The following is a 26,025-nucleotide window of genomic DNA, read 5'->3' on the forward strand; positions in this document are numbered from 1 at the left end:
TGTCGCCTTATCCACATTTGTAACTAAATCATTTGGGTTCGATTTAGTTTTAATGTCTAACTCTTCTTGCATCATCAACCTTACTTTATTTCCTGCTTCTAGTATCAACCCTTTTGCAAAATCATATAAAGCCATCGTATCATCTCCTATTACTACATATTATACATGAAGAACTATGTAAATTTATATGAATTCACACTATTTTACCTTTAAAAAGACTTCGTAAAACAAGAGAATAACCATCCTTATTTTAGATAAACTTTAAAAGTTTATGCTACAATATCCATAATCATATTAAAAGGAGGCATATTATGACCCAATATACTTTTTCACCTAAGGATTTTAAAGCTTTTGAAGTCGAAGGTTTAGACCAAAGAATGGAAGCACTTAATGACTATGTCAGACCTCAACTTCATCAATTAGGATCTTATTTTGAAGAATATTTCACTACACAAACAGGTGAAACTTTTTATGCTCACGTAGCTAAACACGCACGTAGAAGTGTCAATCCACCTATCGATACATGGGTAGCTTTTGCTCCTAATAAACGTGGTTATAAAATGTTACCACACTTTCAAATCGGATTGTTTAGAAATCAGCTTTTCATTATGTTCGGTATCATGCACGAAGGTAGAAATAAAGAAGAAAAAGTGAAAATATTTGATAAACATTTTGATAAACTGACATCTTTACCAAGTGATTATAGTGTTTCTCTAGATCATATGAAAACTGAAAAGCACTATATCAAGGATATGAGTAATGAAGAGTTGCATGCTGCTATCGATAGAGTTAAAAATGTTAAAAAAGGTGAATTTTTTGTTGCCAGAACATTATCACCAACCGATAAAAGATTAAAATCTGATAAGTCTTTTCTAAAATTTGTTGAGGAAACTTTTGATGAATTTTTAAAATTTTATCAATAAATATAAAATGCTTGAGTGATTTGAATTATGAAAAGTCATTCAAGCATTTTTGTCGTCTTAATATTTTTAGGTTGACCTAATATTTTATTTAGGTTAATATATTCTCATATATTAATGGGGGTGATTTTATTGAATTCCAATAATAACAATCATGAACAACAACGAAGTTTAGATGAAATCAATAACACCATAAACTTCAATCATAATGATAGTGCAAGTCAAAAATTTCTGGCTTTTTTAGGACCGGGATTGCTTGTTGCAGTTGGTTACATGGATCCTGGAAATTGGATTACATCCATGCAAGGAGGAGCACAATATGGCTATACCTTGTTATTCATAATCTTAATCTCTAGCTTATCTGCTATGCTGTTACAAAGTATGACTGTGAGATTAGGAATAGCAACTGGTATGGATTTAGCACAAATGACACGTCATTTTTTAAATAAGCCTGTAGCAATTATGTTCTGGATTATTGCAGAATTAGCAATTATCGCTACTGATATTGCAGAAGTTATAGGCAGCGCTATCGCATTAGATTTAATCTTCGGCATACCATTAATTGTAGGCGCATTAATCACTGTATTTGATGTATTTTTATTATTATTCATCATGAAATTTGGCTTTAGAAAGATTGAAGCTATCGTGGGAACATTAATCTTTACCGTATTGGCCATTTTTGTATTTGAAGTTTATATTTCTTCTCCACATATAATAGATATGCTTAATGGTTTTGTGCCTCATAAAGAAATTATTACAAACCAAGGGATACTTTATATTGCACTAGGCATCATAGGTGCTACTATTATGCCACATAACTTATATTTACATTCTTCTATTGTACAATCTCGAAAATATGATAGACACAGTATTCATGAAAAAGCACAAGCGATTAAGTATGCTACCATAGACTCTAATATACAGCTATCCATCGCTTTTGTAGTCAATTGCTTATTACTTACACTTGGTGCAGCACTATTTTTTGGAACTAAAACTGAAGATTTGGGTGGTTTTTATGATCTTTATTTGGCTCTAAAAACAGAACCTGCTTTAGGTGCAACGCTTGGCGGTATTATGAGTACTTTATTTGCTGTTGCCCTTTTAGCTTCTGGTCAAAATTCAACTATAACAGGAACGTTAGCAGGCCAAATTGTGATGGAAGGATTTCTTAAATTATCCATTCCAAACTGGTTACGTCGTCTTATCACTCGGTCTTTAGCAGTGATACCTGTTATCATTTGTCTTATAGTATTTAAAGGAAATACTGAAAAAATTGAACAATTACTTGTCTTTTCTCAAGTGTTCTTGAGTATTGCTTTGCCATTTTCGTTAATACCGCTTCAATTAGCTACAAGTAATCAAAATCTTATGGGTCCTTTTAAGAATAAGACATGGATTAACATCATTTCTTGGTTACTCATAATTGTCTTAAGTGGACTTAACGTATATCTTATCATTCAAACATTCCAAGAATTATGATTAAATGAATAACAAAGAAAATGTATCCTCTATTTTGAAATGACAAATTAGAAAGTCATTTTCTTTCGCTATTTATTCATATAGTTAACTTCAAGTTGTATAGTCCCTTTCTTACTTTATTAAAAAATACGCCTTATCAATTATTTTTACTGATAAGGCGTATTTTTATGGACTGCATTCAACATTTAATAGTCAAACATCAATCTAAACCTATTAATATATATATGGATCGTCCTTTTTTTGTTTGTTGATTTCTTGTTCAGGATCCCAAGCATCTTTCTGTTGTTGGTTTTGTTGATGATTCCAATCACTTTGGCCCTTTGAATGGTTTTGACGAAGTTGAGCTGTAGCATTTTCATTTACATCTGTTTTATCTTTTTTTGCAAAAAGTCTAATCGCAGCAATCATCCATAAAACCATTGCGATTAAATTAGTCGTAAATAAACCTACGATAGCCGCTGCTATGAGTAAACTAGCAGCAAGGTTTTTTCTACCTTCAATTACCATTGTACCAACAAAACCTAATAGCGTTGAAAAACCTAAAATGACTAATGACGCAATAAGAGAAACTAAAAACATTTCAGATGATATATCTTGATTATTACCTGAAAACTGCTTCATTAATTCATTATATTGTTGTTGATTTGATGTGTTATTAATAACAAATATCGATAGAATACCAAAAATTAAAAATAATAGGCTCAAGATATTTGCAATCCACGCTAATCTTTTTTCTACTTTTCTATTCAATTAATATGTGCCTCCTAACTCTTAAAACTATGGTTAATTTAATCATACTAAAAATTTATCTTTATCGCGAATAAGTGTATTTCATATATTGATTAAGAAGTAATAAGTTGCTATGATGTCAAGTTGATTTATCCAAAGTCCAACTCACTTTCTTTGAAATAGCGATATAGTAATACCCTGTTTATTATGTATTACATTTAATCTAAAATTAAAAATCTTGATATCATCCTATATAAAATCTAGTTACAGATAATGAATTTTTTAAAAATGCCTAGGACAGCAATAAATATCCTAGGCATAATTATTAATTTTCTTTTTTTGAATCTTCCTGTTGATTTAAGTTATTATCTGTATCTTCTTGTTCATTATTAATCATTTGTCGACGTTCTTCATAATTCATACGTCGTTGGTTAACAGCACTTGGCTGGTTTTTTCTTCGTTCTTTCATACGTTTATTATATGCTTTTCTCTTTTCTTTTTTCTTAGCACGTATTTCTGCTTTTTCTCTTTTTCTTTGCGCTTTTAGTTCTTTAGGATCAATTTGTGGTTCAACAACTCCTACGTCATCAAATTGATTACCTTCCATATGTTCCTGTTGCGCATCTTCAAAATCCGTATTTTTAGATTTTTTATTGTACTTAGCTTGTCTTGACATGACTGTTGGTTCATCTTCAGTTTGTTGAGATGCATATTCACTTTCAACTGCTCTTTTTGGAAATTGAGAATATTTATCTTCATTATCTACATATTCGTCTGAATAAAGTTGATCGGAAGATGTATCTTCATCGGGTTGATTATCAGTTATACCATTATAGGAATCTTGTTGCTGAGCATTTCTATTGAATTGACGTCTTGTATTTCTATCTTCCTTTTTAGTATGCATAGGTTCATACACATCATCATTATATCCATGTTCATTTCTTGACTCTGGTTCATAAAAACCTCTCTCATCATAGTATGGTTGATCATATTCATTATAATAAGATGGCACTGTTTCTATTCTATCTCTTCTAGCAAACATCATCATTGCAATGATAAAGAATAAGATAGGAATGATTAGAGTTACAATCAACAATACAAGCGGAATTGTGACTATAGCAGCTATTAAAAAAAGTAAACCAGACAAAATTCTTATATTCATAGAAATTAACGCTAAAAACGAGATGAGCAAACAAACAATAAAATAAACAATAATTGCCCAAACTCCATTTTGTAACCAAATCACAAATTGAGTTGTACTTAAATCATTATTGGCTAAAATTTGTTGTACGAGTTCATTATTATTAAGTGTGTTTTCTAAATTGGCAATTGACGTATCATTACTAAAAGATACGAGCGCAATAAACATTGAAACAATAGTTAATATGAGTAAGAATACCCAACTAAACCAACCTAATATTTTTTCAGTTAGCCGATTTGCTGGACGCTTAATTTGTGTATATTGCTCTCCTAACATTCGTTACAACTCCTTAACTTACTTATCACATTATTATATTAAAAAATTCTAAAAATAACTACCATTTGCTATTTTAAAGACATTTTAAAATTTAAAAAGCTTTCATTATAATCACTGAGAGACGTTTGACCTAAATCTTTATAGACTTCTAACCGTTGCTGTTCTTGATTTGATGGATAAAATCTATAATCATTTCTTACCTTTTTAGGCAACTTACTTCGAGCTGCTTTATTAGGTGTTGCATATCCTACCCATTCCGTATTCTGGGCACTATTTTGCGCGTCTAGTAAGAAATTCATAAACTTATACGCACCTTCTTTATTTTGTGCAGTTTTAGGTATCACCATATTATCAAACCATAGGTTAGAGCCTTCTTTAGGTATCACGTAATTATAACGAGTATTTTCCTGTACAAGTGGTGCAGCAACGCCACTCCAAACTACTGCAACATGTCCTTCGTTTTGTTGAAGCATCATAGTAATTTCGTCGCCTACTATCCCTCTAACTTGAGGTGCTAAATTATGCAAATCTTTTTCTGCTTGATGAATATGGGTCGGATTTTTGTCATTAAGACTATACCCTAATTTATTTAATCCCATTCCAATTATCTCGCGTGCACCGTCTACTAATAAAATATCATTTTTGAATTGAGAATGATACAAATCGTCCCAACTATCGAACGTTTCATTAGGATATTTCTCTTTATCATATAAAATTCCTACGGTACCAAAGAAATATGGAATTGAATATCGATTGTTTGGGTCATATGACAAGTTCATATAATCATTGTCTAAATTTCTGATATTTGGAATTTTGTCATGATTTAAAGTCTCAAGCAGTTTAGCTTTTTTTAATTTTTGAACAGTATATTCACTTGGAAAAGCTACATCATAGTGTGTGCCTCCATTTCGAATTTTCGCTTCCATTGCTTCATTTGAATCAAAGGTTTCATATACGACTTGTATACCTGTTTCTTTTTCAAACTTCTTAATTAAGCTAAGATCAATATATTCTCCCCAATTGTAAACATATAACTTCTCATTTGAGTGGGTATTATCTTTTGATTTAAACCAATGACTAATCATTAAACATAAAATACCAATAACTATAGCAGAAATGATAAGTTGAAAAAATCGCTTCATTCATTAACACCTCGCTTCATCTTTTTCTGACGATTAACGATATGTTGAATAAAGTAATATCCAAATACTCCAAACATAATAGCAATAAATATTATTGTAGAAATGGCATTAATCTCCATACTTATACCTTTTCGAGCCATAGCATAAACTTCTACAGACAATACACTAAATCCGTTTCCAGTAACAAAGAAGCTTACCGTAAAATCATCTAGAGAATATGTTAATGCCATAAAGAATCCTCCTATAATCGAGGGCATAATATTAGGTATAATAATGCTAGTTAATAATTGTGATTCATTAGCACCTAAATCTCTTGCTGCATTTAACATGTTATCATTCATTTCATATAATTGGGGTAAGACGATGATAACAACAATTGGAATACAGAACGCTATATGAGATGCTAGCACTGTTGAAAATCCTAAACCTAAACCTGTGAAATGTCCTATTGCAGTGAACATAATTAAAAAAGAAGCACCAATGACTACGTCTGAAGATACCATTAATACATTATTCATCGTTAATAGCGTAACCTTAAACCGTTTGTTGCGTAAGTAATATAAAGCGATCGCACCAAATGTACCTATAACTGTAGCAATCGATGCAGATAAAAGTGCCACTGCAACTGTATTAAAAATCACCGACATCAACCGATCATTATGAAAAAGGGAGTGGTAATGTTCTAAAGTAAAATGTTCGAAGTGACTCATATTACCCGCAGAATTAAAAGAATAAATCATTAAAAAGAAAATGGGAATATAAAGCACACTTATTAATAGAGCTATATATAATTTTCCGTACCATTTCACACTAATCACCCCTTCCCATTAGATGATTTTGATTTTGTAATAATGAGTAAAAAGGCCATAAAAATAATGAGAAAAAGTGCTATAGTGGAACCTAATCCATAATTTTGTATAGTTAAGAACTGTTCTTCAATTGCTGTACCTACATTGATTACTTTGTTCCCGGCAATCAACCTAGTAATCATAAACAGTGAAAGAGCTGGTATAAATGTTACTTGCACACCTGTTTTAATACCTTCTCTTGTTAAAGGAACGATTACTTTACGAAACGTAGTAAATGTACTCGCGCCCAAATCATTAGAGGCTTGCAAAATATTGTTAGGAATTGCTTTCATGCTGTTAAATATAGGCAAAATCATAAATGGGATATAAATATAACTCGCCACCAATAAAAATGCACCACTTGTAAACAACAAATTTAATTTAGGTATTTGAAATATATGTAGAGCTTGGTTAATAACTCCATCATGCCCCAACAAACCAATAAATGCATAGGTCTTAAGAAGTAAATTAATCCAAGTAGGGATAATTAACAACATAAGCAGTATATTTTGAAATCTTGAATAAGAAATAAAGTACGCAGCTGGGTAACTTATTATTAAGGTAATCATAGTAATTAAAGCGGCATACCATATTGAATCAATAAACATTTTTAAATATCTTGTTGAAAATACCTGCTCATAATTTGTGAAACTAAAGTGACCATGAATATCTATAAAAGAAAAGTAAACAAGTAAAATGACTGGAATGATAATAAATATAACCATCCATAATAAGTAAGGAACCAGTAACCATTTATTGATATTATGCATGATGATAGTCCTCATAACTTTCAATTCGCTTATCAAATTCTTCTTCAGTTTCACCTGGTACCATGATGTGTATTGCTTCTGGTTCAAAATACAGACCTACTTCACTACCTACATTAGCTTTTTTTGTTGATTGTATTACCCATTCATACCCTTTTCTATCTTTACAACAAATTTCATAATGTACACCTCTAAATAGCATAGAATCAACTTTGGCTTTAAATAGCCCATCATTTTGTGAAACAAGTGAAATGTCTTCGGGTCTAATTACAACTTCAACTTTTTTATTTTCTTTTATTCCCATATCTACACAATCAAAATTTTGACCATAAATATTAACGACAAAATCTTCAACCATTGTACCGTGAACTATGTTGGACTCTCCTATAAAATCAGCAACAAATCGGTTAACTGGTTCATCGTATATATCTATTGGTGTGCCAAATTGTTGAATTTTGCCATCTTTCATAACAAAAATATAATCACTTAATGCTAAGGCCTCTTCTTGATCATGAGTTACAAATATAAAGGTTATACCTAAACGGGATTGAAGTTCTCTCAATAAATATTGCATTTCAGTTCGTAATTTTAAATCTAATGCGGATAAAGACTCATCTAATAATAATATTTCAGGCTCATTAACAATTGCCCGTGCTATGGCTACACGTTGTTTTTGTCCACCACTCATACCTTGTATTTGCCTATGTTCATAACCACTTAATTTCACCAACTGAAGTGCTTCAGTAACCTTACGCTTAATTTCTGACTTACTTAATTTTTTTAATTTTAAACCATATGCAATATTGTCGAATACATTTAAATGTGGAAACAATGCATAGTCTTGGAATACAGTATTTACCTTACGCTTATTCGGTGGCATTTTACCAATAGGTTTATCTTTATATATAATATCTCCACTATCGGGATATTCAAATCCTGCTATGAGTTTTAAAATTGTTGTTTTTCCACAACCTGAGGGACCTAATAGTGTATAAAAATAGCTTGGTTCAATATCAATATTAATTTCATTTAGTATTTGTACATCTTCAAAGCCCTTACTGACATCTTTAAAAGAAAGCAATGGATTCATACAGTTTCCTCCTATAAATATGAAGCTGTGGCAACGATTAAAACCTTCACTTCTTTATCTGTTTCGTTATATAAGCGATGTTTATCTTTCGCTTTAAAATAAAGTACATCTTCTTTACAAGCTTTATATACTTGATTTCCTAATTGAAGTGATACTTCACCATTTAAACAATAGATAAAAGTATCTGATTCAGATGGTTTAAAGTTTTTATATGAGGCATTTGGTCGTAAAGTTAGGATTAATGGTTCCATGTCAAATTCATTAGAATTCGCTACAAGCCAGTTCAAGATATAACCTTTATCATACTCATCATAAATGGTCTGTTCCTTCTTCTTATAAAGTACCTTCTCATCTGACGGTTCTTTAAAAAAGTCACTTGCAGAAGTACCAAGTACTTCTATTAAATTTAAAAATGTTTCCATACTAGGTGAAGCATGATTACTTTCAATTTGTGATATATATCCTTTTGATAAATCAGTTCGCTCTGCTAATTCCTCTTGTGTCAAATTTTTTATTCTTCTTAAATTACGTAATTTGTATCCAATATCCATCTTTCTAACCACCTAAAAAAGCTATATCATGTTTACTTATATCAAACATTTTGTTTAATGCTTAATAAAAATAACAGAATATAGCTACGTAATCAATAGTTTTATATTAACTTATTATTGTGGATTTAATAGAAAAAGTTAGTCGAAATCTTTACTAAATAAAGTTTGATTTGGATTTTTTTTAATTTCTTGAACTACTTTGTAACTATTATAACCACTTTTATTTTCAAATTCTTTAAAAATCTGTTTTTCATCAGCTTTTCCAGGCACAATATGTTTAAAATTTTTATAAGCATTTAAAACTTCGTCACCTTTTACAGATGCCTCATAATAATTTTCGATTTTATTAAAGAAATGAATTACTTTCATCATTTCATCATTAGTCCAATCTAAATCTAATGGATATTGATATTCCATAGTGTCCTCTCCTTCATATACTTTTATTTTTCACATTTAGATATATTAAAAATAACACAGTATACCTTTATTGGCATAAAAAGATGGGATAAAATCCATTTTTGAATTCTATCCCACCATGAATAAATACCCCTAGCAGATTGCTATTATTTAGAGTAGCTAAACGCTAAGGGTATTTTGAAATGATTTAAGATACGTATGTCTTTGCCAGTCCGTGACTATACAAACGAAAAAGTAATATACGTACAAATCATAAATAAATCATATTAATTTATATACATTTATCATTATTAACTAGTAATTACATAGTATGAATTGGATAACCAATTGCTTTTTCAGCAGCTTCCATTGTCATTTCACCTAAAGTTGGGTGTGCATGTACAGTTAATGCGATATCTTCAGCATTCATACCTGACTCAATAGCTAAACCTAATTCAGAGATAATATCAGATGCGCCAGTACCTACAACTTGTGCTCCAATAAGCGTATCATCTTCTTTAAGTGTAATTAACTTAACAAAACCATTTGTATCATCTAATGATAAAGCTCGTCCATTAGCTGCATAAGGGAATTTAGAAGCTTTAATTGATAAACCTTCTTCTTTTGCTTGAGCTTCAGTATAACCAACTTGTGCTAATTCTGGTTCTGTAAAGCAAACTGCTGGCATACCAATATAGTCTACCTCTGCGGCTTGACCATCTATCGCTTCAGCAGCAACTTTACCTTCATAACTAGCTTTGTGAGCTAATGGTAATCCAGGTACAATATCTCCAATCGCAAAGATATTTTCAATAGAAGTACGACTTTGTTTGTCCACTTCTAGTAATCCACGATCAGCAAATTTCAGACCAAGTTCTTCTAATCCTAATTCATCAGTATTAGGGCGACGGCCAACTGTAACTAATACATAATCAGCTTCGATAGTTTGTTCCTCACCTTTTGCCTCATAAGTTACTTTGACACCATTTTCAGTTTCTTCTGCAGATTTTGCCATTGCTTCAGTAACGATTTCGATACCTTTTTCTTTCATACCTTTTTTAACAGGTTGTGTCATTTGCTTTTCAAATCCGCCTAAAATATCTTTTGCACCTTCAAGGATAGTAACTTCAGAGCCAAAGTTTGCAAAAGCAGTACCTAATTCAGAACCGATATATCCGCCACCAACTACAACTAGTTTGTTAGGTACTTCTTGTAGATTTAAAGCTCCTGTTGAATCGATAACACGTTTACCAAATTCAAAATTTGGAATTTCAATTGGTCTTGAACCTGTAGCTATAATCGCATGTTTGAAATTGTAAGTTTGAGCACTCTTTTCGTCCATGACACGTAAACTATTGTTATCAACGAAATAAGCTTCACCTCTAACAATCTCTACTTTGTTACCTTTTAAAAGTCCTTCAACACCGCCAGTTAATTTATTAACTACAGAAGTCTTGAATTCTTGAACTTTTTGATAGTTTAACGAAACGCTTTCAGCAATTACCCCTAAGTTTTCTGAATTTTGCGCTTCAACAAAGCGATGAGAAGCATGTAGTAATGCTTTTGAAGGTATACAACCAACGTTTAAGCATACACCACCTAAATTACCTTTCTCAACGATTGTTACCTTTTGTCCTAATTGAGCCGCGCGAATGGCTGCGACATATCCACCTGGACCTGCTCCTATTACAATAGTATCTGTTTCAATTGGGAAATCTCCAACTACCATGTTTTTACCCCTCCATTAATAATAATTCTGGATTATTTAATAAGCGTTTAATGTGATTCATAGCATTTTGTCCAGTAGCACCATCGATTTGTCTATGGTCAAAGCTTAATGATAAAGCTAACACTGGTGCAGCTACAATTTCTCCATCTTTAACGATAGGTTTTTGAGCGATACGGCCAATTCCTAAGATAGCTACTTCTGGGTGATTGATAACTGGAGTGAACCATTGTCCACCAGCGGAACCGATATTACTAATTGTGCATGTTGCACCTTTCATTTCTTCTGAAGTTAATTTACCATCACGTGCTTTTACAGCTAGTTCATTAATTTCATCAGAAATTTCGAATATTGATTTACGATCGGCATGTTTAACTACTGGTACTAATAATCCTTTATCCGTATCTGCAGCAATACCAATATTCCAGTAATGTTTGTGTACAACCTCTCCAGCTTCTTCATTGAAAGAAGTATTAAGTGCTGGATATTTTTTAAGTGCAGAAACTAATGCTTTAACAACATATGGTAAGAAAGTAAGTTTTGTACCTTGTTCAGCAGCAATTTCTTTAAATTTCTTACGGTGATCCCATAATTCTTGCACATCAATTTCATCCATTAATGTAACATGAGGTGCAGTGTGTTTAGAATTAACCATTGCTTTAGCAATTGCTTTGCGCATTGCAGGTATTTTTTCTGTAGTTTCAGGGAAGTCGCCTTCTGGTAATGCTTGTGTTGCAGAAGCATTAACGACATCACTAGAAGTTGATTCAGATGCTACGCTAGTGTTTGAACCTTCTTCGGAACTACCACCATTTAAGTATGCATCGATGTCTTCTTTTGTGATTCGTCCATTTTTACCAGAACCATTTACAGCTTTAATATTGACACCATTTTCACGTGCATACTTACGCACTGACGGCATCGCTTTAACAGTTTTACTTTCATCTACTTCTGTCTTTTCTTGTGATTGAGTTGATGAAGCTTCTTCTTGCACTGGTGATTCTTGTTCTTTTTCTTCTTTCTTAGAATCCTCATCATCGCCATGACCTTTAAATTGCATTTCTTCTGCATCAGGTGCATCAATTTTAACGATGACATCTCCTACTACTGCCACTGTTCCTTCATCTACTAACACTTCTTCAACAGTACCACTTACTGGAGAAGGAATTTCTACTACAGATTTATCATTTTGAACTTCTGCTAATACATCATCTTCTTCAATTGTATCGCCGGCTTTAATAAACCATTTAACAATTTCACCTTCGTGGATACCTTCCCCGATATCGGGTAATCTAAATTCAAATGCCACGTTCTTGTCCTCCTAAGATTTACGTATTTAAATTATTGAAAATTTATACAAAAGTTGTAAGGTAAGGAAAACCTTACAACTAAATGTAAACTTTATTTGATTGATATTTTTACGTTTGCTTTTTTAATAATTAGAATTCTAAAGTTGCCTTAGCTTGCTCTATAATATCTTTTTTATTTGGTAACCAAACGTTTTCAGCTTGAGTAAATGGATAAATTGTATCTGATGCGGCTACTCGAGCTATTGGAGCTTCTAATGAAAGAATTGCTCGCTCTGCTAATTCTGCTGCCACTTGTGCACCCACACCAGCTTGACGTTGTGCTTCTTGTACAACTACAGCACGTCCAGTTTTCTCAACTGATGCTACTAAAGTATCTATATCAATTGGTTGTACAGTACGTAAGTCAATAACTTCAACTGAATAACCATCTTTTTCTAACTCTTCAGCAGCTTTTAGTGATTCTTGTACCATTGCCCCGTAAGATATTAGAGTAATATCATTACCTTCTTTTTTAACATTGGCTTTTCCAATGTCAATTTTGTATTCTTCTTCAGGAACCTCTTCACGGAAAGAACGATATAATTTCATATGTTCTAGATATACAACTGGATCATTACTTTGAATAGAAGAAATTAATAATCCTTTAGCATCATAAGGACCTGATGGAATAACTACTTTCAAACCAGGTGATTGAGCTAAGATACCTTCTAAATTATCAGCATGCAACTCTGGAGTGTGGACGCCACCACCAAAAGGTGTACGAATTGTAACAGGCGCTGGTTTAGTTCCACCTGAACGGAAACGAGTACGAGCAATTTGACCAGCTACTTCGTCAAATACTTCATAAACGAATCCTAAGAATTGAATTTCCATAACAGGACGGAAGCCAGTCACTGCTAAGCCTAGTGCAAGCCCACCAATTCCAGACTCTGCTAATGGTGTATCAAATACTCGATCTTCGCCAAATTCTTTTTGTAAACCTTCAGTAACACGGAATACACCACCGTTAACACCAACGTCTTCACCGAAAACTAAAACGTCTTCGTCTCTTTTGAGTTCACTTTTAAGCGCATCGTTAATCGCTTGAACCATTGTCATTTGTGCCATGGCTTACTTCGACTCCTTCTCTTTGTAAATTTCATATTGTTCTGCTAAATTTTGAGGCATTTCTTCATACATGATATCCATTAGAGAAGTAACAGTTTGTTTTTCTGTATTGTCAGCCTCTTTAATAGCTGCTTTTATTTCAGATTTTGCACGTTCAACCACTTCATTTTCTTTGTCTTCATTCCAAAGACCTTTAGCTTCTAAATATTTTCTGAAACGTACTAATGGGTCTTTTTTCTCCCATTCAGCATCTTCATCTGAAGTTCTATAACGAGTAGGATCATCACCAGCCATAGTATGTGGTCCATAACGATAAGTTAAAGTTTCGATAACAGTAGGACCTTCTCCTGCTACTGCACGTTCACGTGCTTCTAATGTTGCTTGATAAACAGCTAAAGCATCCATACCATCAACTTGAATTCCAGGGATACCAACTGAAATAGCCTTTTGTGCTAATGTTTCTGCAGCTGTTTGTTTACTACGTGGTGTAGAGATGGCATAGTTATTGTTTTGAATTACAAAAATTGCAGGTGCTTTGTATGCAGATGCAAAGTTAATTCCTTCATAGAAGTCACCTTGTGATGAACCACCATCACCTGTATAAGTAATTGCGACTGCATTTTTGCCACGTTTTTTAAGTCCAAACGCTACACCGGCAGTTTGAATATATTGTGCACCGATAATAATTTGAGGGCTAAGTGCATTAACTCCCTCAGGGAATTGGTTACCTTTGAAGTGTCCTCTTGAGAATAAGAATGCGTCTGTAAGAGGTAAGCCATGCCAAATAATCTGAGGCACATCACGATAACCAGGTAAAATGAAGTCTTCACTTTCTAAAGCATACTGAGATGCTAATTGTGAAGCTTCTTGTCCTGCTGTTGGTGCATAGAAACCTAAACGTCCTTGTCTATTTAACGAAATAGAACGTTGATCAAGAATTCTAGTCCATACCATTCTTTCCATTAATTCCACTAATTGTTCGTCTGTTAAATCAGGTACTAAGTCTTCATTAACGACATTTCCGTCTTCATCCAAAATTTGAACCATTTCAAATTTCGATTGAGTCTCATTTAAAACTTTAACTGCATCGAATTGGGCTTGTAACTTAGGAGCCATTCAATTCACCATACCTTTCCCATGTAAATAGAAATTCATTTTATCCTCCTTAATTGTATCACAAATAAAAATCTCTGTTAAACGATTTCATAAAGTTCTGTTCCACATAAAAATAATACAGTTACATGACCTGTTGTATTAAAAATCACGTAACTGTATTAACCCATTATTTATTTTAATTGGTCTACATCTTGTTTTTCTCTTTTTACTTTCTCAATGGCTTTTGAGTAAGCATTAAATTTATTATTCATTTCTTTATATGCTTTAGAAAGATCTTTCGATTTTCCGTCTACTTCCGATTGTGTTGCATTATCTTCATTCAAATAAGAAAACAGTTCTTTTTCCTTATTAAGTGCTTTTTTGTAAGCCTTTGCATAAGCATCATGTGATTTATATTTTTCTTTAATAGCACTATCAAGTTGTTCAACTTCTTTTTTCTTTGCTTTGTTTTCTACATGTTCAAGATATTGCTTGGCTTGTTTAAATTCTTTTTCAGAATTATCTAGAGCCTTCTCTTCTTTTTCAAATTCTTTTTGTCTTTGTTTTACATTTTCAACTATATCTTCAGCTGCTTTTTTACGTGTGCTTTGATCTTTATCATTTACCTTTTTAAATAATTTTTGCTTTTTCTCTTCTAATTCGTTTATTTTTTTACTTACTTGATTAACGGTTTTCTCTTGGTCCATAGCTTTTTGTACTTGATCATCATATTTTTTAATTTCTTTTTTATCTATAGTACATCCAGCTAATAACACTGCTGACGTTAGGACAATTGCTACAGTCTTTTTAAAATTCATGAACTGTTACCTCCTCAAAGTTGTTCGCTTGTAATATTAAATAATAAATTATAATAAATCAATATAAAGCTATCATTCTATATTCTAGTGCAAACATTTAAAGCAATAAAATCTTTGAGTATCTATTAATGTACTTGTGTCTATCTTATCTGATATATTATTTAATAAGGAAGGTGTATGACATGATAACAATGAAAGATATTATAAGAGATGGTCATCCAACACTTCGTGAAAAAGCGAAAGAATTAAGCTTCCCACTTTCTAACAATGATAAAGAAACATTGCGCGCAATGCGTGAATTTCTAATCAATAGTCAGGATGAAGAAACCGCAAAACGTTATGGTTTACGTTCTGGCGTAGGTTTAGCTGCTCCACAAATTAATGAACCAAAACGTATGATTGCTGTCTACTTACCTGATGATGGAAACGGTAAATCGTATGATTATATGCTCGTAAATCCTAAAATAATGAGTTACAGTGTACAAGAAGCTTATTTACCAACTGGCGAAGGTTGTCTAAGTGTTGATGAAAACATCCCAGGTTTAGTGCATCGTCATCATAGAGTCACTATTAAAGCTCAAGATATTGATGGAAATGATGTTAAATTACGTCTCAAAGGCTATCCTGCAATTGTATTTCAACACGAAATTGATCATCTAAATGGCATTATGTTTTATGATTATATTGATGCCAATGAACCTCTAAAACCACATGAAGAGGCCGTAGAAGTCTAAATCATGAATTATATTAAAACACTTCATTAAGTTGTATTTTATACTTACTTAATGAAGTGTTTTTTTAAAAGTAATTCAAATGTCATTAGGATTAATTTAAAAACAACAAAGTACATGCAAAATAAAACTGCTTTATTTATTCAAAAACATCATGTAAAATATAACTTAACTGAAATCTTAGTAAATTGATACTAATTTCAAATCTTGAACGACATTATTACCCTAGAGAACATACTGGGCAGTGAGATTAAACAAGTATAAAAATAACGTTTAGATTGAGCTGGTATGTTTCTAACAAATTAAATTTAGAACACAAAAATTATTGAAGAATAATACTCTAATGGATATGTAAAAAATCTTTAATAACCCGAGTATTCACAACTAGGGTCGTAAAAAATAACAATTATAATTTATAGGAGGACAATACAACAATGGCAGTATTTAAAGTATTTTATCAACATAATAAAGATGAAGTCATCGTTCGTGAAAATACTCAAACAATTTATGTTGAGGGACAAACTGAGGAACAAGTGAGACGTTATTTGAAAGACCGAAATTTTAATATTGAATTTATTACTAAATTAGAGGGCGCACACTTAGAATATGAAAAAGAACATTCAACACACTTTAATGTGGAGAACGCCGAATAATGAAACAACTACATTCAAATGAAGTAGGTGTATATGCACTTGGTGGTTTAGGTGAAGTTGGAAAAAATACCTATGCTGTTGAGTACAAAGATGAAATTGTAATCATTGATGCTGGAATCAAATTCCCTGACGATAATCTGTTAGGAATTGATTATGTAATTCCTGATTACACTTACTTAGAACAGAACCAAGATAAAATTGTCGGTCTGTTTATTACTCATGGACACGAAGACCATATAGGTGGTGTGCCCTTCCTATTAAAACAAATTAATGTACCTATTTACGGTGGTCCATTAGCATTAGGTCTCATTCGCAATAAACTAGAAGAACATCATTTGCTTAGAACGACTGAATTACATGAAATAGATGAAAGTAGCGTAATTAAGTCTAAACATTTTGAAATTTCTTTCTATCTAACCACACATAGTATTCCAGAAGCATATGGCGTTATAGTCGATACACCTGAAGGTAAAATTGTTCATACGGGAGACTTCAAATTTGACTTTACTCCTGTAGGTGAGCCTGCTAACATAGCTAAAATGGCTCAATTAGGTCATGAAGGTGTGTTGTGCTTACTATCAGACTCAACAAACGCACTAGTTCCAGATTTTACTTTAAGTGAACGTGAAGTTGGACAGAATGTCGATAAAATTTTCAGAAATTGTAAAGGTCGTATTATCTTTGCAACTTTTGCTTCTAATATTTATCGTGTTCAGCAAGCAGTTGAAGCAGCAATTAAATATAATCGTAAAATCGTTACATTTGGACGTTCAATGGAAAACAATATCAAAATTGGTATGGAACTAGGATATATCAAAGCGCCACCAGAAACGTTTATAGAACCTAATAAAATAAATAGTGTACCTAAACACGAGTTACTCATTCTTTGTACTGGTTCTCAAGGTGAACCTATGGCTGCATTATCAAGAATTGCAAATGGTACACATAAGCAAATAAAAATTATACCGGAAGACACTGTAGTATTTAGTTCTTCGCCTATTCCAGGTAACACTAAGAGTATCAATCGTACAATTAATGCGTTGTACAAAGCTGGTGCAGATGTGATTCATAGTAAAATTTCAAACATTCACACTTCTGGACACGGTTCTCAAGGTGATCAACAATTAATGTTACGTCTGATTCAACCTAAATACTTCCTGCCAATTCACGGTGAATATCGTATGCTTAAAGCTCATGGTGAGACTGGTGTTCAATGCGGTGTTGATGAAGATAATGTATTTATTTTCGATATCGGTGATGTACTTGCTTTAACACATGATTCTGCACGAAAAGCAGGAAGAATTCCTTCCGGCAATGTACTTGTTGATGGCAGTGGTATAGGTGATATTGGCAATGTTGTCATCAGAGATCGTAAATTACTTTCAGAAGAAGGGTTAGTTATTGTTGTTGTGAGCATTGATTTTAATACTAACAAATTACTATCTGGCCCTGATATTATTTCACGCGGTTTTGTTTATATGCGGGAATCTGGTCAATTAATTTATGATGCTCAACGTAAAATTAAAGGCGATGTCATTTCTAAACTTAACAGCAATAAAGATATTCAATGGCATCAAATTAAATCTTCAATTATCGAAACATTACATCCTTATCTTTATGAAAAAACAGCTCGAAAACCTATGATTTTACCTGTGATAATGAAAGTAAATGAAGATAAATAAACACTTAAATATATTTAATCAAGTTACAATGAATTTATACTACTTTAAATGTTTCCATTACTCTAATAGTATTATATATTTTTAGTAGTAATTAATTATTTTGAATTATTTATTTAATACGATTTGAGATTATATCTTTTATCTTTGAATTTCTTACAAAAAGGAGTTTAGAGCTAAAAGTTCTTAAACTAGTAAAAAGAGACAATTTCTATATTATTTCATATAGAAATTGTCTCTTTTATAATTTTCAAACTATAATAAGCTTGTTGATATACTATCTTACTTATATAAGTTCCTTTAATACAAATCATATTCCTTCTATAACTAGCCAATTGTTTTTGGTTTAGGTTCAGAAAGTTTCTTAAAGTAATATTTCTATATTCCAATCAAAAAATACAGATTATGTGTAGACATATAGAACTACTTTTAACAATATTTTACGATGATATAATAGATTGCATCACAATGATATTCAATTTCATTAAATTCAGTATCTATAATTGTTTCAATTTTATCATTCACATATCTAGACATATCATTTATGAAGATGAGTATTGAAGTTTCTATTAGTATAGTAAATTAAGTCATATTATAACCTTTATTCACAAGGCATGTCTTTCAATACTAAGTATTGTATAAATAGAGAAAAGCAGTAAGGTAATTTTCAATTAGAAAATATCTTACTGCTTTTTTAGGAATTAATGTCCCAGTTTTCTTTTTATAATTTTGAAATATTTTTATTCACTTATCAAGTTTTAGGAATAACATTTACATAGAAGTTCAAATAATTAAGTGTACTTTGTTATGTCTAAGCTTAAAATAATACAATTTTATTAATCTATTTAAATACTAAAAAAGATTCAACATTATAAACTAGTTTTCAATTACAATGTTTTAAAAATAAAAAGAAACAAATTTCACTTTTTAACAATTCGCTTATAATGTACACATACATCAATTTGAAATTGGATATGCAAACATTTACTTGCTTATATTTTTTTCAAAGCGACCTAAGTCATTATCATGACCAATCATAATTAAAATGTCTCCTATTTCAATATTGATGTTAGGGTCTGGAGAGACTATAAATTCTTTAGCTCTTTTAATTGCTATAATGTTAATACCATATTGAGCTCGAATATCTAATTCAATAATTGTTTGTCCTGCCATTTTTTCTGTAGATTTTAATTCAACGATTGAATGCTCATCAGCAAGTTCCAAGTAGTCAAGGACACTAGCACTAGCAACATTATGAGCAATACGTCTTCCCATATCTCTTTCAGGGTGCACAACAGTATCGGCACCTATTTTATTTAAAATCTTAGCATGATAATCATTTTGGGCTTTAGCAGTAACCTTTTTAACACCTAATTCTTTAAGAATTAACGTCGTTAGTGTACTAGATTGTATATTCTCACCAATAGCGACAATAACATGATCGAAATTACGTATTCCTAAACTCTTCATTACTGCCTCATCAGTTGTATCAGCAACAACTGCATGTGTTGCTATATCACTATATTCGTTAACACGATTTTCGTCTCTATCAATAGCCATAACATCCATGTCTAATGCGTTAAGTTCTCTAACAATACTACCACCAAAACGCCCTAGTCCAATTACGACATACTCTTTATCCATATTCGTCCTCCACTATATAAAAGAGGAATGATTACTAACATTCCTCAGAGTCTTATTATTTCTTTCCTTCCACATATGCTTTGTCGAAAACAAATAATCTTAATAATAATATTAACGATGGAATTAATAAAAGTAAACCTAAAACAAAAACAATAACTAATGATAATCCCATTTCCGGATTGACATGGGAGTCTGTAATTTTAATAAACGGATAAAGTAAATATGGAAGTTTACTCATTCCGTAGCCAAAGAATGCAAATAACATTTGCAATATAACCATGATAAAAGCTAGACCGTGTTTCTTTTTAAATATAGTCAGTAATCCAGCTATTATAAAAAATATAAAGCTGATTGCAAACATCCTCCAATAATTAAAAATAGCAGTTCTAAAGTGATCAGAATTTTGAATTCTAAGAGATAAGAAAACAAATAATGAAATCACAATCATAGGTGGCCCCCAAAAAATATGCCATTGTCGTGTCATATCATAAGCAGGTTGATCATTTGCTTTATGAGCATAATATGTTAAAAAACCTGATGAAATATAAAGAACTGAAACAATGGCTAAGAATACTACAGACCATGCAAATGGACTTAATAATAATTGTATCCAGTCTAAATCAATATGTGTGCCATGCTCATAGATATAACCACCTTCTGAAATTGTTAGAGCAGTTGCTAGAGAAGCTGGAATTAACAGCCCTGTTAAACCATATAATACAATCCAGGGCAGTTTAGTATCTTGACCATAATTTTCAAAAGCATAAAAACTACTTCGTATAGAAATAAGAATTAAAGCTATTGATCCGGGTACTAATAAAACTGTTCCTAAGTATTTAGCAGAATCAGGAAAAAAACCTATAAATCCTACAAAAAAGAAAACGAAAAAGACATTTGTAACTTCCCAAACTGGATTGAGGTATCTATGGATTAAATGATTAACCTTTTTCTCATTACCTGTCATTTTAGAATGCAATGCGAAAAATCCTGCACCAAAATCAATGGAGGCGATAATAATATAACAAAATAAAAATACCCATAATACTGTTATACCGATATAAGCGTAAATCATTTTGTTTCACCTCTCTCTTTAATCACTTTTTCTACATCTTTATAAGCAGGTTGATTTTTAAACATTCTAATTAGTAAATAAGCCGAAGTAACTAGTAATAAAAGATATAGTAAACCGAATAGCGTCGTTACTAATGTGATTCCCCCCGCCTGGGTAGCAGCTTCTGATACGCGCATATATCCTCGTATAATCCACGGTTGACGACCCATTTCAGTTAAGAACCAACCAAATTCTATCGCTAACATTGATGCAGGACCAGTTAACAAGATAGCGTATAACATCATATTACTAGTTACATATTTACGTAACTTTTTAACAATTAAAAATAACATATATAGTCCTGAAATGATAAAACAGAATATTCCCATTGATACCATCAAATCGAAAAAGTAATGCACTATCATAGGAGGTAATTCATTTTTAGGAAATTCATTTAAACCTTTAACTTTTGTATTAAAGCTATTATCTGCTAAAAAACTAAGTAATCCGGGAATCTCTAGTGCTCCTGAAACTTCATGTGTTTTTTCATTTAATACACCGAAAAGAACTAAATTCGCATGAGATTGCGTATCATAATGCCATTCATATGCTGCAAGCTTATCTGGTTGAACTTTGTGTAAAAATTTAGCAGATAAATCTCCTGCAATCATCGAAAGAACGGTATTGATGAATCCAACAATCATGCTTAAATTAAGAGCTTTTGTATGGTATGTTCTATCTTCTGTATGATTATGACGTAATAATTTAAACGCTGCGATGGCTGCTAATATAAACGCCATCGTCATACCTGCAGTTGCAACTACATGTAAAGCACGAACCATAAACGATGAATTAAACATTGCTTCTAATGGCTGAACATTTACCATACGACCATTTTTAATTTCAAAACCAGCTGGGGTATTCATAAATGAATTGACTGATGTAATAAAGAATGCTGAGAATGAACCTCCTATAATAACGGGTATAGATATGAAAAAATGTGTCCATTTATTTTTAAATCTTTCCCAAGTGTATAAATAAATACTTAAAAAGATTGCTTCAAAAAAGAATGCAAAAGTTTCCATGAATAGTGGTAATGCGATAACATGACCGCCCATTTTCATAAATGTTGGCCAGACAAGTGAAAGTTGTAAACCAATAATAGTACCTGTAACGACTCCAACAGCAACGGTTATCGTGTAGCCTTTCGACCATCTTTTAGCCAATGTGATATAATTCGCATCATTTTTCTTTATGCCAATAAACTCTGCTATTGCAAACATAAGTGGCATACCAACACCAATTGTTGCAAATATGATATGCACTGCAAGTGTCATACCCGTCAACAATCGAGCTATTTCTACTGAATCCATCTATTAATCACCCTTCATTTTTTTAGTTATTGGAGTGACAAGTGATTAGAATTATAAGTCCTTAGTACTATTGAACTAAATTAAATTGCTTTAAATCACTGTGACGATTTTATGTCTTTTCACACAACGTTCACAAAGTTGAAATGACGTCTCATTTTTTATATAGTGTGGTAAGATAAATCATGAGAGGATGTAATGTATGACTGATACAGTGATTATTTATACACAAGATGACTGTCCACCTTGTGCTTTTATTAAAAATTATTTAGTAAATAAAAATATAAAATTTACAGAAAAAAATATCAAAAACCAAAAATATAAAAATGAAATGATGAATTACGATGCTTTTGCTACACCTTTTATTTTGCTTAAAGGGATGCCAATGTATCAAGTAGATATGGAAAAATTGAATGATGAATTGAATATTACACCTTAATTTCTATTTATTATTTTATGCGTGTTTAATTTCAAATTTTCAGACTAGCTAAACAAAATCCTCGCCTTTAAATAATTTATTAAATAAATATAATATATTAACAAAATGAAAAATATAGGACATATTTTGAAAAATAGCAATTCAACAAACGAATATAATTTAAACAATTATAAAAAGACAATTTCTATATTATTTCAATAGAAATTGTCTTTTTCTTGTCTAAGAACTTTATGTCCCAGACTCTTAAAATATTCTTTTTAAAGTCAATTATTTAGCTAATTGGTTAACTAAATCAACGACTTCCTCTTGCGTTGAGCATTCAACAGCTCTATTAGCAAGTTCAGCCATTTCATTTTTACTTAAACCATTGATTTGTCTTCTAGCTTTTAGGATAGAAGTCGCACTCATTGAGAACTCATCTAAACCTAAACCTAATAATAAAGGCACAGCTGTTTGATCTCCAGCCATTTCACCACACATACCAGTCCATTTACCTTCTTTATGAGAAGCTTCAATAACTTGTTTAACTAATCGTAAAATTGAAGGATTATATGGTTGATATAAGTATGAAACTCGTTCAGACATACGGTCAGCAGCTAATGTGTATTGAATTAAGTCATTCGTTCCTATACTAAAGAAATCTACTTCTTTAGCAAATACATCAGCAAGTGCCGCGGTAGCTGGAATTTCAACCATAATACCTAATTCAATATCATCTGAAACTTCGTAACCTTCGCGAAGAAGATTTTCTTTCTCTTCAAGAAGCATTGATTTAGCGTCACGGAATTCTTTAATTGTTGCTACCATTGGGAACATAATATTCAATTTCCCATAGACTGAAGCACGTAGTAATGCACGTAATTGTGGTCTAAAGATTTCCGGCTGTGCTAAACATAAACGTATCGCACGATAACCTAAGAATGGATTCATTTCTTTAGGCAAATCTAAGTATGGAAGCTCCTTATCTCCGCCAATATCTAAAGTACGTACAACTACACGTTTACCGTCCATAGTTTCAAGTACCTTTTTATAAGCCTCGAATTGTTCTTCCTCAGTAGGCATTTGGTCTCTACCCATGTACAAGAATTCTGTACGGTATAAACCTATCCCCTGTGCACCGTTATCAATAACTCCTGATAAGTCATCTGGAGTACCAATATTAGCAGCTAGTTCAGCATGAACACCGTCAACTGTTACTGTATCAGCATCGCGCAATTTTTGAAGTTCTTTCTTATCTTCAAAGAAACGCTCACGTTTATTTTGATAAGCAATTAACTCATCTTCTGTAGGATCTATGATAACATCTCCGGACATACCATCTACAATAATCATATCACCTTGTTTAACTTCTTCAGTGATAGATTTAGTACCGACAACAGCTGCAATCTCTAATGAACGACTCATAATTGCAGAGTGGCTTGTTCTACCACCGATATTAGTTACAAAACCTTGAACAAATTCTTTATTTAACTGTGCTGTATCTGAAGGTGTGAGGTCATTACCTACAATGACAGCACTTTCATTGATTAAACTAGGATTAGGTAAATCTACACCTAGAATATGAGCCAATACACGTTTAGAAACATCTCTGATATCAGCTGCACGTTCTTTCATGTATTCATTATCCATTGACTCAAAAATAGAAATAAATTGTGTCGTTACTTCATCCAAACCAGTTGCAGCATTGACTTTGTCATTTCTAATTTTGTCTTGAATGGGTTGTATTAATTCTGGATCATCTAAAACAAGTAAATGTGCATCAAAAATCGCTGCTTTATCAGCACCTAATTGAGCTTCGGCATTATTTCTTATTTTAGTTAATTCGATTTTTGAAGCTTCGATAGCGTCATTAAACTTTTCAACTTCACTTTCTATGTCAGTAACTTTTTCGTTACTGTCATAGGATAAGTCTGGCTCTACAATTAAGTAAGCTTTTGCGATTGCCACACCATCTGATGCAGCAATCCCTTTAATTAATTTAGACATAATTATTCAGCTAAACCTTCTTTTGATAAGACATCAGTGATAGATTGAATTGCGTCAGTTTCATCGCTACCGTCAGCATAAATAGTTATTTCAGCATCTTTACCTACACCTAAGCTCATTACACCCATGATTGATTTTAAATTAACTTTCTTCCCGTTATATTCTAATTGAATATCTGAATCAAATTTTGATGCAGTTTGTACTAGCATTGTAGCAGGGCGAGCATGAATCCCTGTTTCGTCTGTGATTACATATGATTTTTGTTCCATATTAAACTCTCCTTTGTACAGTTAGAATCTTCAATATTATTACAATCTAACAAAATATTTACAACTTAACTTTACCAAAACCTATAGCTAAATTCAATTCGTTTAAAATCGTTTTCAACATATAAATTTTGCACCTCGAGACGATTATAACACTTCTATAAGTTATTGATAACTTTTTCACATTTATTAATATGATCTTTACCCAATTTGCTCATAAAATAATAGCTAATGGATGCAGATACAGCTTGCCCAACAAACGGGAACCATTTTGTTTGTTTGGCAGCTGCTCGTTTAGCTACATCTTTAATCACAACTTTAAGCAACGCCTCAGATACCTTACGTCCAATAAATTGACTTCCTTGAATTGCCGCTGCAGACATAATTCTTTCTTTCACTTGATCACTCAATGAATTAACTTGATCGTGATCTAAACCATAAATTTTATTTACATCCTCTATAATATCTCTCATTAATTTAAGATCTACTCCAAAATCAAGTCCTGGAATAGGGACAATACTAGCACCGGAGGAAAGTAGCGATTTCTTTTTAACTAAAGTTTCAGCTCTTTCTCTGCGTTGTCTAAGTTCTTCCTGTGTAGTTGGCAAATCACCTTTCTCTTTAATTTCCTCTATGTTCAATAATGAGTTCCCTACTTTATTTGTAATATTATTAGTTAGTTTACTTCTAATTCCCATATAATGACATCCTTTCAAATAAAATTTCAACAGTGATTTATACCCATATTTAT

General features: G+C 32.0%; 25 protein-coding genes and 1 pseudogene. 6 read left to right on the plus strand and 20 right to left on the minus strand.

Annotated features, from left to right (window positions below; translation table 11 throughout):
- A pseudogene (locus tag HMPREF2576_RS12130) lies at nucleotides 1–135 on the minus strand (inositol monophosphatase); the annotation flags it as partial.
- A gap of 176 nt (nucleotides 136–311) precedes the next feature.
- Here HMPREF2576_RS12130 and HMPREF2576_RS05720 point away from each other — a divergent pair.
- Both HMPREF2576_RS05720 and HMPREF2576_RS05725 read left to right on the plus strand, forming a co-directional pair.
- The gene (locus HMPREF2576_RS05720) at nucleotides 312–923 is read left to right on the plus strand and encodes a YktB family protein (protein WP_001831689.1); all 612 of its coding nucleotides are present in this window, start codon (nucleotides 312–314) and stop codon (nucleotides 921–923) included.
- A gap of 114 nt (nucleotides 924–1,037) precedes the next feature.
- Nucleotides 1,038–2,399, plus strand: coding sequence for an Nramp family divalent metal transporter (locus HMPREF2576_RS05725; RefSeq protein ID WP_002439344.1), 1,362 nt, complete (start codon nucleotides 1,038–1,040; stop codon nucleotides 2,397–2,399).
- 213 nt (nucleotides 2,400–2,612) lie between these two features.
- Here the strand turns inward: HMPREF2576_RS05725 and HMPREF2576_RS05730 are convergent, their stop codons facing one another.
- From HMPREF2576_RS05730 to HMPREF2576_RS05790, 13 genes are all read right to left on the minus strand, one after another.
- Nucleotides 2,613–3,149, minus strand: coding sequence for a DUF4064 domain-containing protein (locus tag HMPREF2576_RS05730; protein ID WP_001831659.1), 537 nt, complete (start codon nucleotides 3,147–3,149; stop codon nucleotides 2,613–2,615).
- A gap of 304 nt (nucleotides 3,150–3,453) precedes the next feature.
- Nucleotides 3,454–4,605 carry a lipoteichoic acid stability factor AuxB gene (gene auxB / locus HMPREF2576_RS05735; protein WP_001831714.1) on the minus strand — a complete coding sequence of 384 codons (1,152 nt, stop codon included), beginning with the start codon at nucleotides 4,603–4,605 and terminating at the stop codon, nucleotides 3,454–3,456.
- 68 nt (nucleotides 4,606–4,673) lie between these two features.
- The gene (locus HMPREF2576_RS05740) at nucleotides 4,674–5,747 is read right to left on the minus strand and encodes an ABC transporter substrate-binding protein (protein WP_001831707.1); all 1,074 of its coding nucleotides are present in this window, start codon (nucleotides 5,745–5,747) and stop codon (nucleotides 4,674–4,676) included.
- On the minus strand, nucleotides 5,744–6,556 hold the full coding sequence (locus tag HMPREF2576_RS05745; RefSeq protein ID WP_001831717.1) for an ABC transporter permease: 813 nt from the start codon (nucleotides 6,554–6,556) through the stop codon (nucleotides 5,744–5,746). The genes HMPREF2576_RS05740 and HMPREF2576_RS05745 overlap by 4 nt, the downstream gene beginning before the upstream one ends.
- Nucleotides 6,557–6,561: 5 nt before the next feature.
- Entirely contained in the window at nucleotides 6,562–7,365 is an 804-nt protein-coding gene (locus tag HMPREF2576_RS05750; protein WP_001831695.1) for an ABC transporter permease, read from the minus strand.
- Entirely contained in the window at nucleotides 7,358–8,452 is a 1,095-nt protein-coding gene (locus tag HMPREF2576_RS05755) for an ABC transporter ATP-binding protein (RefSeq protein WP_001831686.1), read from the minus strand. Before HMPREF2576_RS05755 ends, HMPREF2576_RS05750 begins: the two co-directional genes overlap by 8 nt.
- A gap of 11 nt (nucleotides 8,453–8,463) precedes the next feature.
- On the minus strand, nucleotides 8,464–9,003 hold the full coding sequence (locus HMPREF2576_RS05760; protein WP_002439334.1) for a helix-turn-helix domain-containing protein: 540 nt from the start codon (nucleotides 9,001–9,003) through the stop codon (nucleotides 8,464–8,466).
- Between the two features lie 138 nt (nucleotides 9,004–9,141).
- Nucleotides 9,142–9,420: a UPF0223 family protein gene (locus HMPREF2576_RS05765; protein WP_001833064.1), complete on the minus strand. Its 279-nt coding sequence runs from the start codon at nucleotides 9,418–9,420 to the stop codon at nucleotides 9,142–9,144.
- A 301-nt stretch (nucleotides 9,421–9,721) separates the two neighbouring features.
- A complete protein-coding gene (lpdA, locus tag HMPREF2576_RS05770; RefSeq protein ID WP_001831650.1) occupies nucleotides 9,722–11,128 on the minus strand; it encodes a dihydrolipoyl dehydrogenase in 1,407 nt (468 codons plus the stop codon).
- A 4-nt stretch (nucleotides 11,129–11,132) separates the two neighbouring features.
- Complete coding sequence (locus tag HMPREF2576_RS05775) at nucleotides 11,133–12,434, minus strand: dihydrolipoamide acetyltransferase family protein (RefSeq protein WP_002467591.1); 1,302 nt, start codon at nucleotides 12,432–12,434, stop codon at nucleotides 11,133–11,135.
- A 130-nt stretch (nucleotides 12,435–12,564) separates the two neighbouring features.
- Nucleotides 12,565–13,542: an alpha-ketoacid dehydrogenase subunit beta gene (locus HMPREF2576_RS05780; RefSeq protein ID WP_001831654.1), complete on the minus strand. Its 978-nt coding sequence runs from the start codon at nucleotides 13,540–13,542 to the stop codon at nucleotides 12,565–12,567.
- Between the two features lie 3 nt (nucleotides 13,543–13,545).
- On the minus strand, nucleotides 13,546–14,658 hold the full coding sequence (gene pdhA / locus HMPREF2576_RS05785) for a pyruvate dehydrogenase (acetyl-transferring) E1 component subunit alpha (protein ID WP_001831653.1): 1,113 nt from the start codon (nucleotides 14,656–14,658) through the stop codon (nucleotides 13,546–13,548).
- 170 nt (nucleotides 14,659–14,828) lie between these two features.
- Nucleotides 14,829–15,455, minus strand: coding sequence for a YkyA family protein (locus HMPREF2576_RS05790; RefSeq protein ID WP_001831725.1), 627 nt, complete (start codon nucleotides 15,453–15,455; stop codon nucleotides 14,829–14,831).
- A gap of 182 nt (nucleotides 15,456–15,637) precedes the next feature.
- On the opposite strand from HMPREF2576_RS05790, the gene def reads away from it, so the two are divergent.
- The 3 genes from def to rnjA all read left to right on the plus strand — a co-directional run bounded on the left by def (nucleotide 15,638) and on the right by rnjA (nucleotide 18,521).
- Complete coding sequence (def, locus tag HMPREF2576_RS05795; protein ID WP_001831696.1) at nucleotides 15,638–16,189, plus strand: peptide deformylase; 552 nt, start codon at nucleotides 15,638–15,640, stop codon at nucleotides 16,187–16,189.
- A gap of 431 nt (nucleotides 16,190–16,620) precedes the next feature.
- On the plus strand, nucleotides 16,621–16,839 hold the full coding sequence (locus tag HMPREF2576_RS05800; RefSeq protein WP_001831646.1) for a DNA-dependent RNA polymerase subunit epsilon: 219 nt from the start codon (nucleotides 16,621–16,623) through the stop codon (nucleotides 16,837–16,839).
- A complete protein-coding gene (rnjA, locus tag HMPREF2576_RS05805; RefSeq protein WP_001831649.1) occupies nucleotides 16,839–18,521 on the plus strand; it encodes a ribonuclease J1 in 1,683 nt (560 codons plus the stop codon). The genes HMPREF2576_RS05800 and rnjA overlap by 1 nt, the downstream gene beginning before the upstream one ends.
- A gap of 981 nt (nucleotides 18,522–19,502) precedes the next feature.
- Here rnjA and HMPREF2576_RS05810 read toward each other — a convergent pair.
- The 3 genes from HMPREF2576_RS05810 to HMPREF2576_RS05820 are packed head-to-tail and all read right to left on the minus strand — an operon-like array spanning nucleotide 19,503 to nucleotide 22,586.
- Nucleotides 19,503–20,162 carry a potassium channel family protein gene (locus HMPREF2576_RS05810; protein WP_001831652.1) on the minus strand — a complete coding sequence of 220 codons (660 nt, stop codon included), beginning with the start codon at nucleotides 20,160–20,162 and terminating at the stop codon, nucleotides 19,503–19,505.
- 55 nt (nucleotides 20,163–20,217) lie between these two features.
- The gene (locus tag HMPREF2576_RS05815) at nucleotides 20,218–21,234 is read right to left on the minus strand and encodes a cytochrome d ubiquinol oxidase subunit II (protein ID WP_002467583.1); all 1,017 of its coding nucleotides are present in this window, start codon (nucleotides 21,232–21,234) and stop codon (nucleotides 20,218–20,220) included.
- Nucleotides 21,231–22,586 (minus strand): cytochrome ubiquinol oxidase subunit I, encoded by a 1,356-nt coding sequence (locus tag HMPREF2576_RS05820; protein ID WP_070856260.1) that lies wholly within the window; start codon nucleotides 22,584–22,586, stop codon nucleotides 21,231–21,233. Before HMPREF2576_RS05820 ends, HMPREF2576_RS05815 begins: the two co-directional genes overlap by 4 nt.
- A 199-nt stretch (nucleotides 22,587–22,785) precedes the next feature.
- Between HMPREF2576_RS05820 and HMPREF2576_RS05825 the strand changes: the two genes are divergently transcribed.
- Nucleotides 22,786–23,022, plus strand: coding sequence for a glutaredoxin family protein (locus HMPREF2576_RS05825; RefSeq protein WP_002470437.1), 237 nt, complete (start codon nucleotides 22,786–22,788; stop codon nucleotides 23,020–23,022).
- Between the two features lie 267 nt (nucleotides 23,023–23,289).
- Here HMPREF2576_RS05825 and ptsP read toward each other — a convergent pair whose 3' ends face one another.
- The 3 genes from ptsP to HMPREF2576_RS05840 all read right to left on the minus strand — a co-directional run bounded on the left by ptsP (nucleotide 23,290) and on the right by HMPREF2576_RS05840 (nucleotide 25,972).
- Nucleotides 23,290–25,008: a phosphoenolpyruvate--protein phosphotransferase gene (gene ptsP / locus HMPREF2576_RS05830; protein ID WP_001831740.1), complete on the minus strand. Its 1,719-nt coding sequence runs from the start codon at nucleotides 25,006–25,008 to the stop codon at nucleotides 23,290–23,292.
- 2 nt (nucleotides 25,009–25,010) lie between these two features.
- Nucleotides 25,011–25,277: a phosphocarrier protein HPr gene (locus HMPREF2576_RS05835; RefSeq protein ID WP_001831726.1), complete on the minus strand. Its 267-nt coding sequence runs from the start codon at nucleotides 25,275–25,277 to the stop codon at nucleotides 25,011–25,013.
- Nucleotides 25,278–25,432: 155 nt separating this feature from the next.
- Entirely contained in the window at nucleotides 25,433–25,972 is a 540-nt protein-coding gene (locus HMPREF2576_RS05840; protein WP_001831644.1) for a hypothetical protein, read from the minus strand.
- Between the last annotated feature and the right edge of the window lie 53 nt (nucleotides 25,973–26,025).

This window comes from Staphylococcus sp. HMSC063F05 (assembly GCF_001837075.1).
Lineage (GTDB): Bacteria > Bacillota > Bacilli > Staphylococcales > Staphylococcaceae > Staphylococcus > Staphylococcus epidermidis.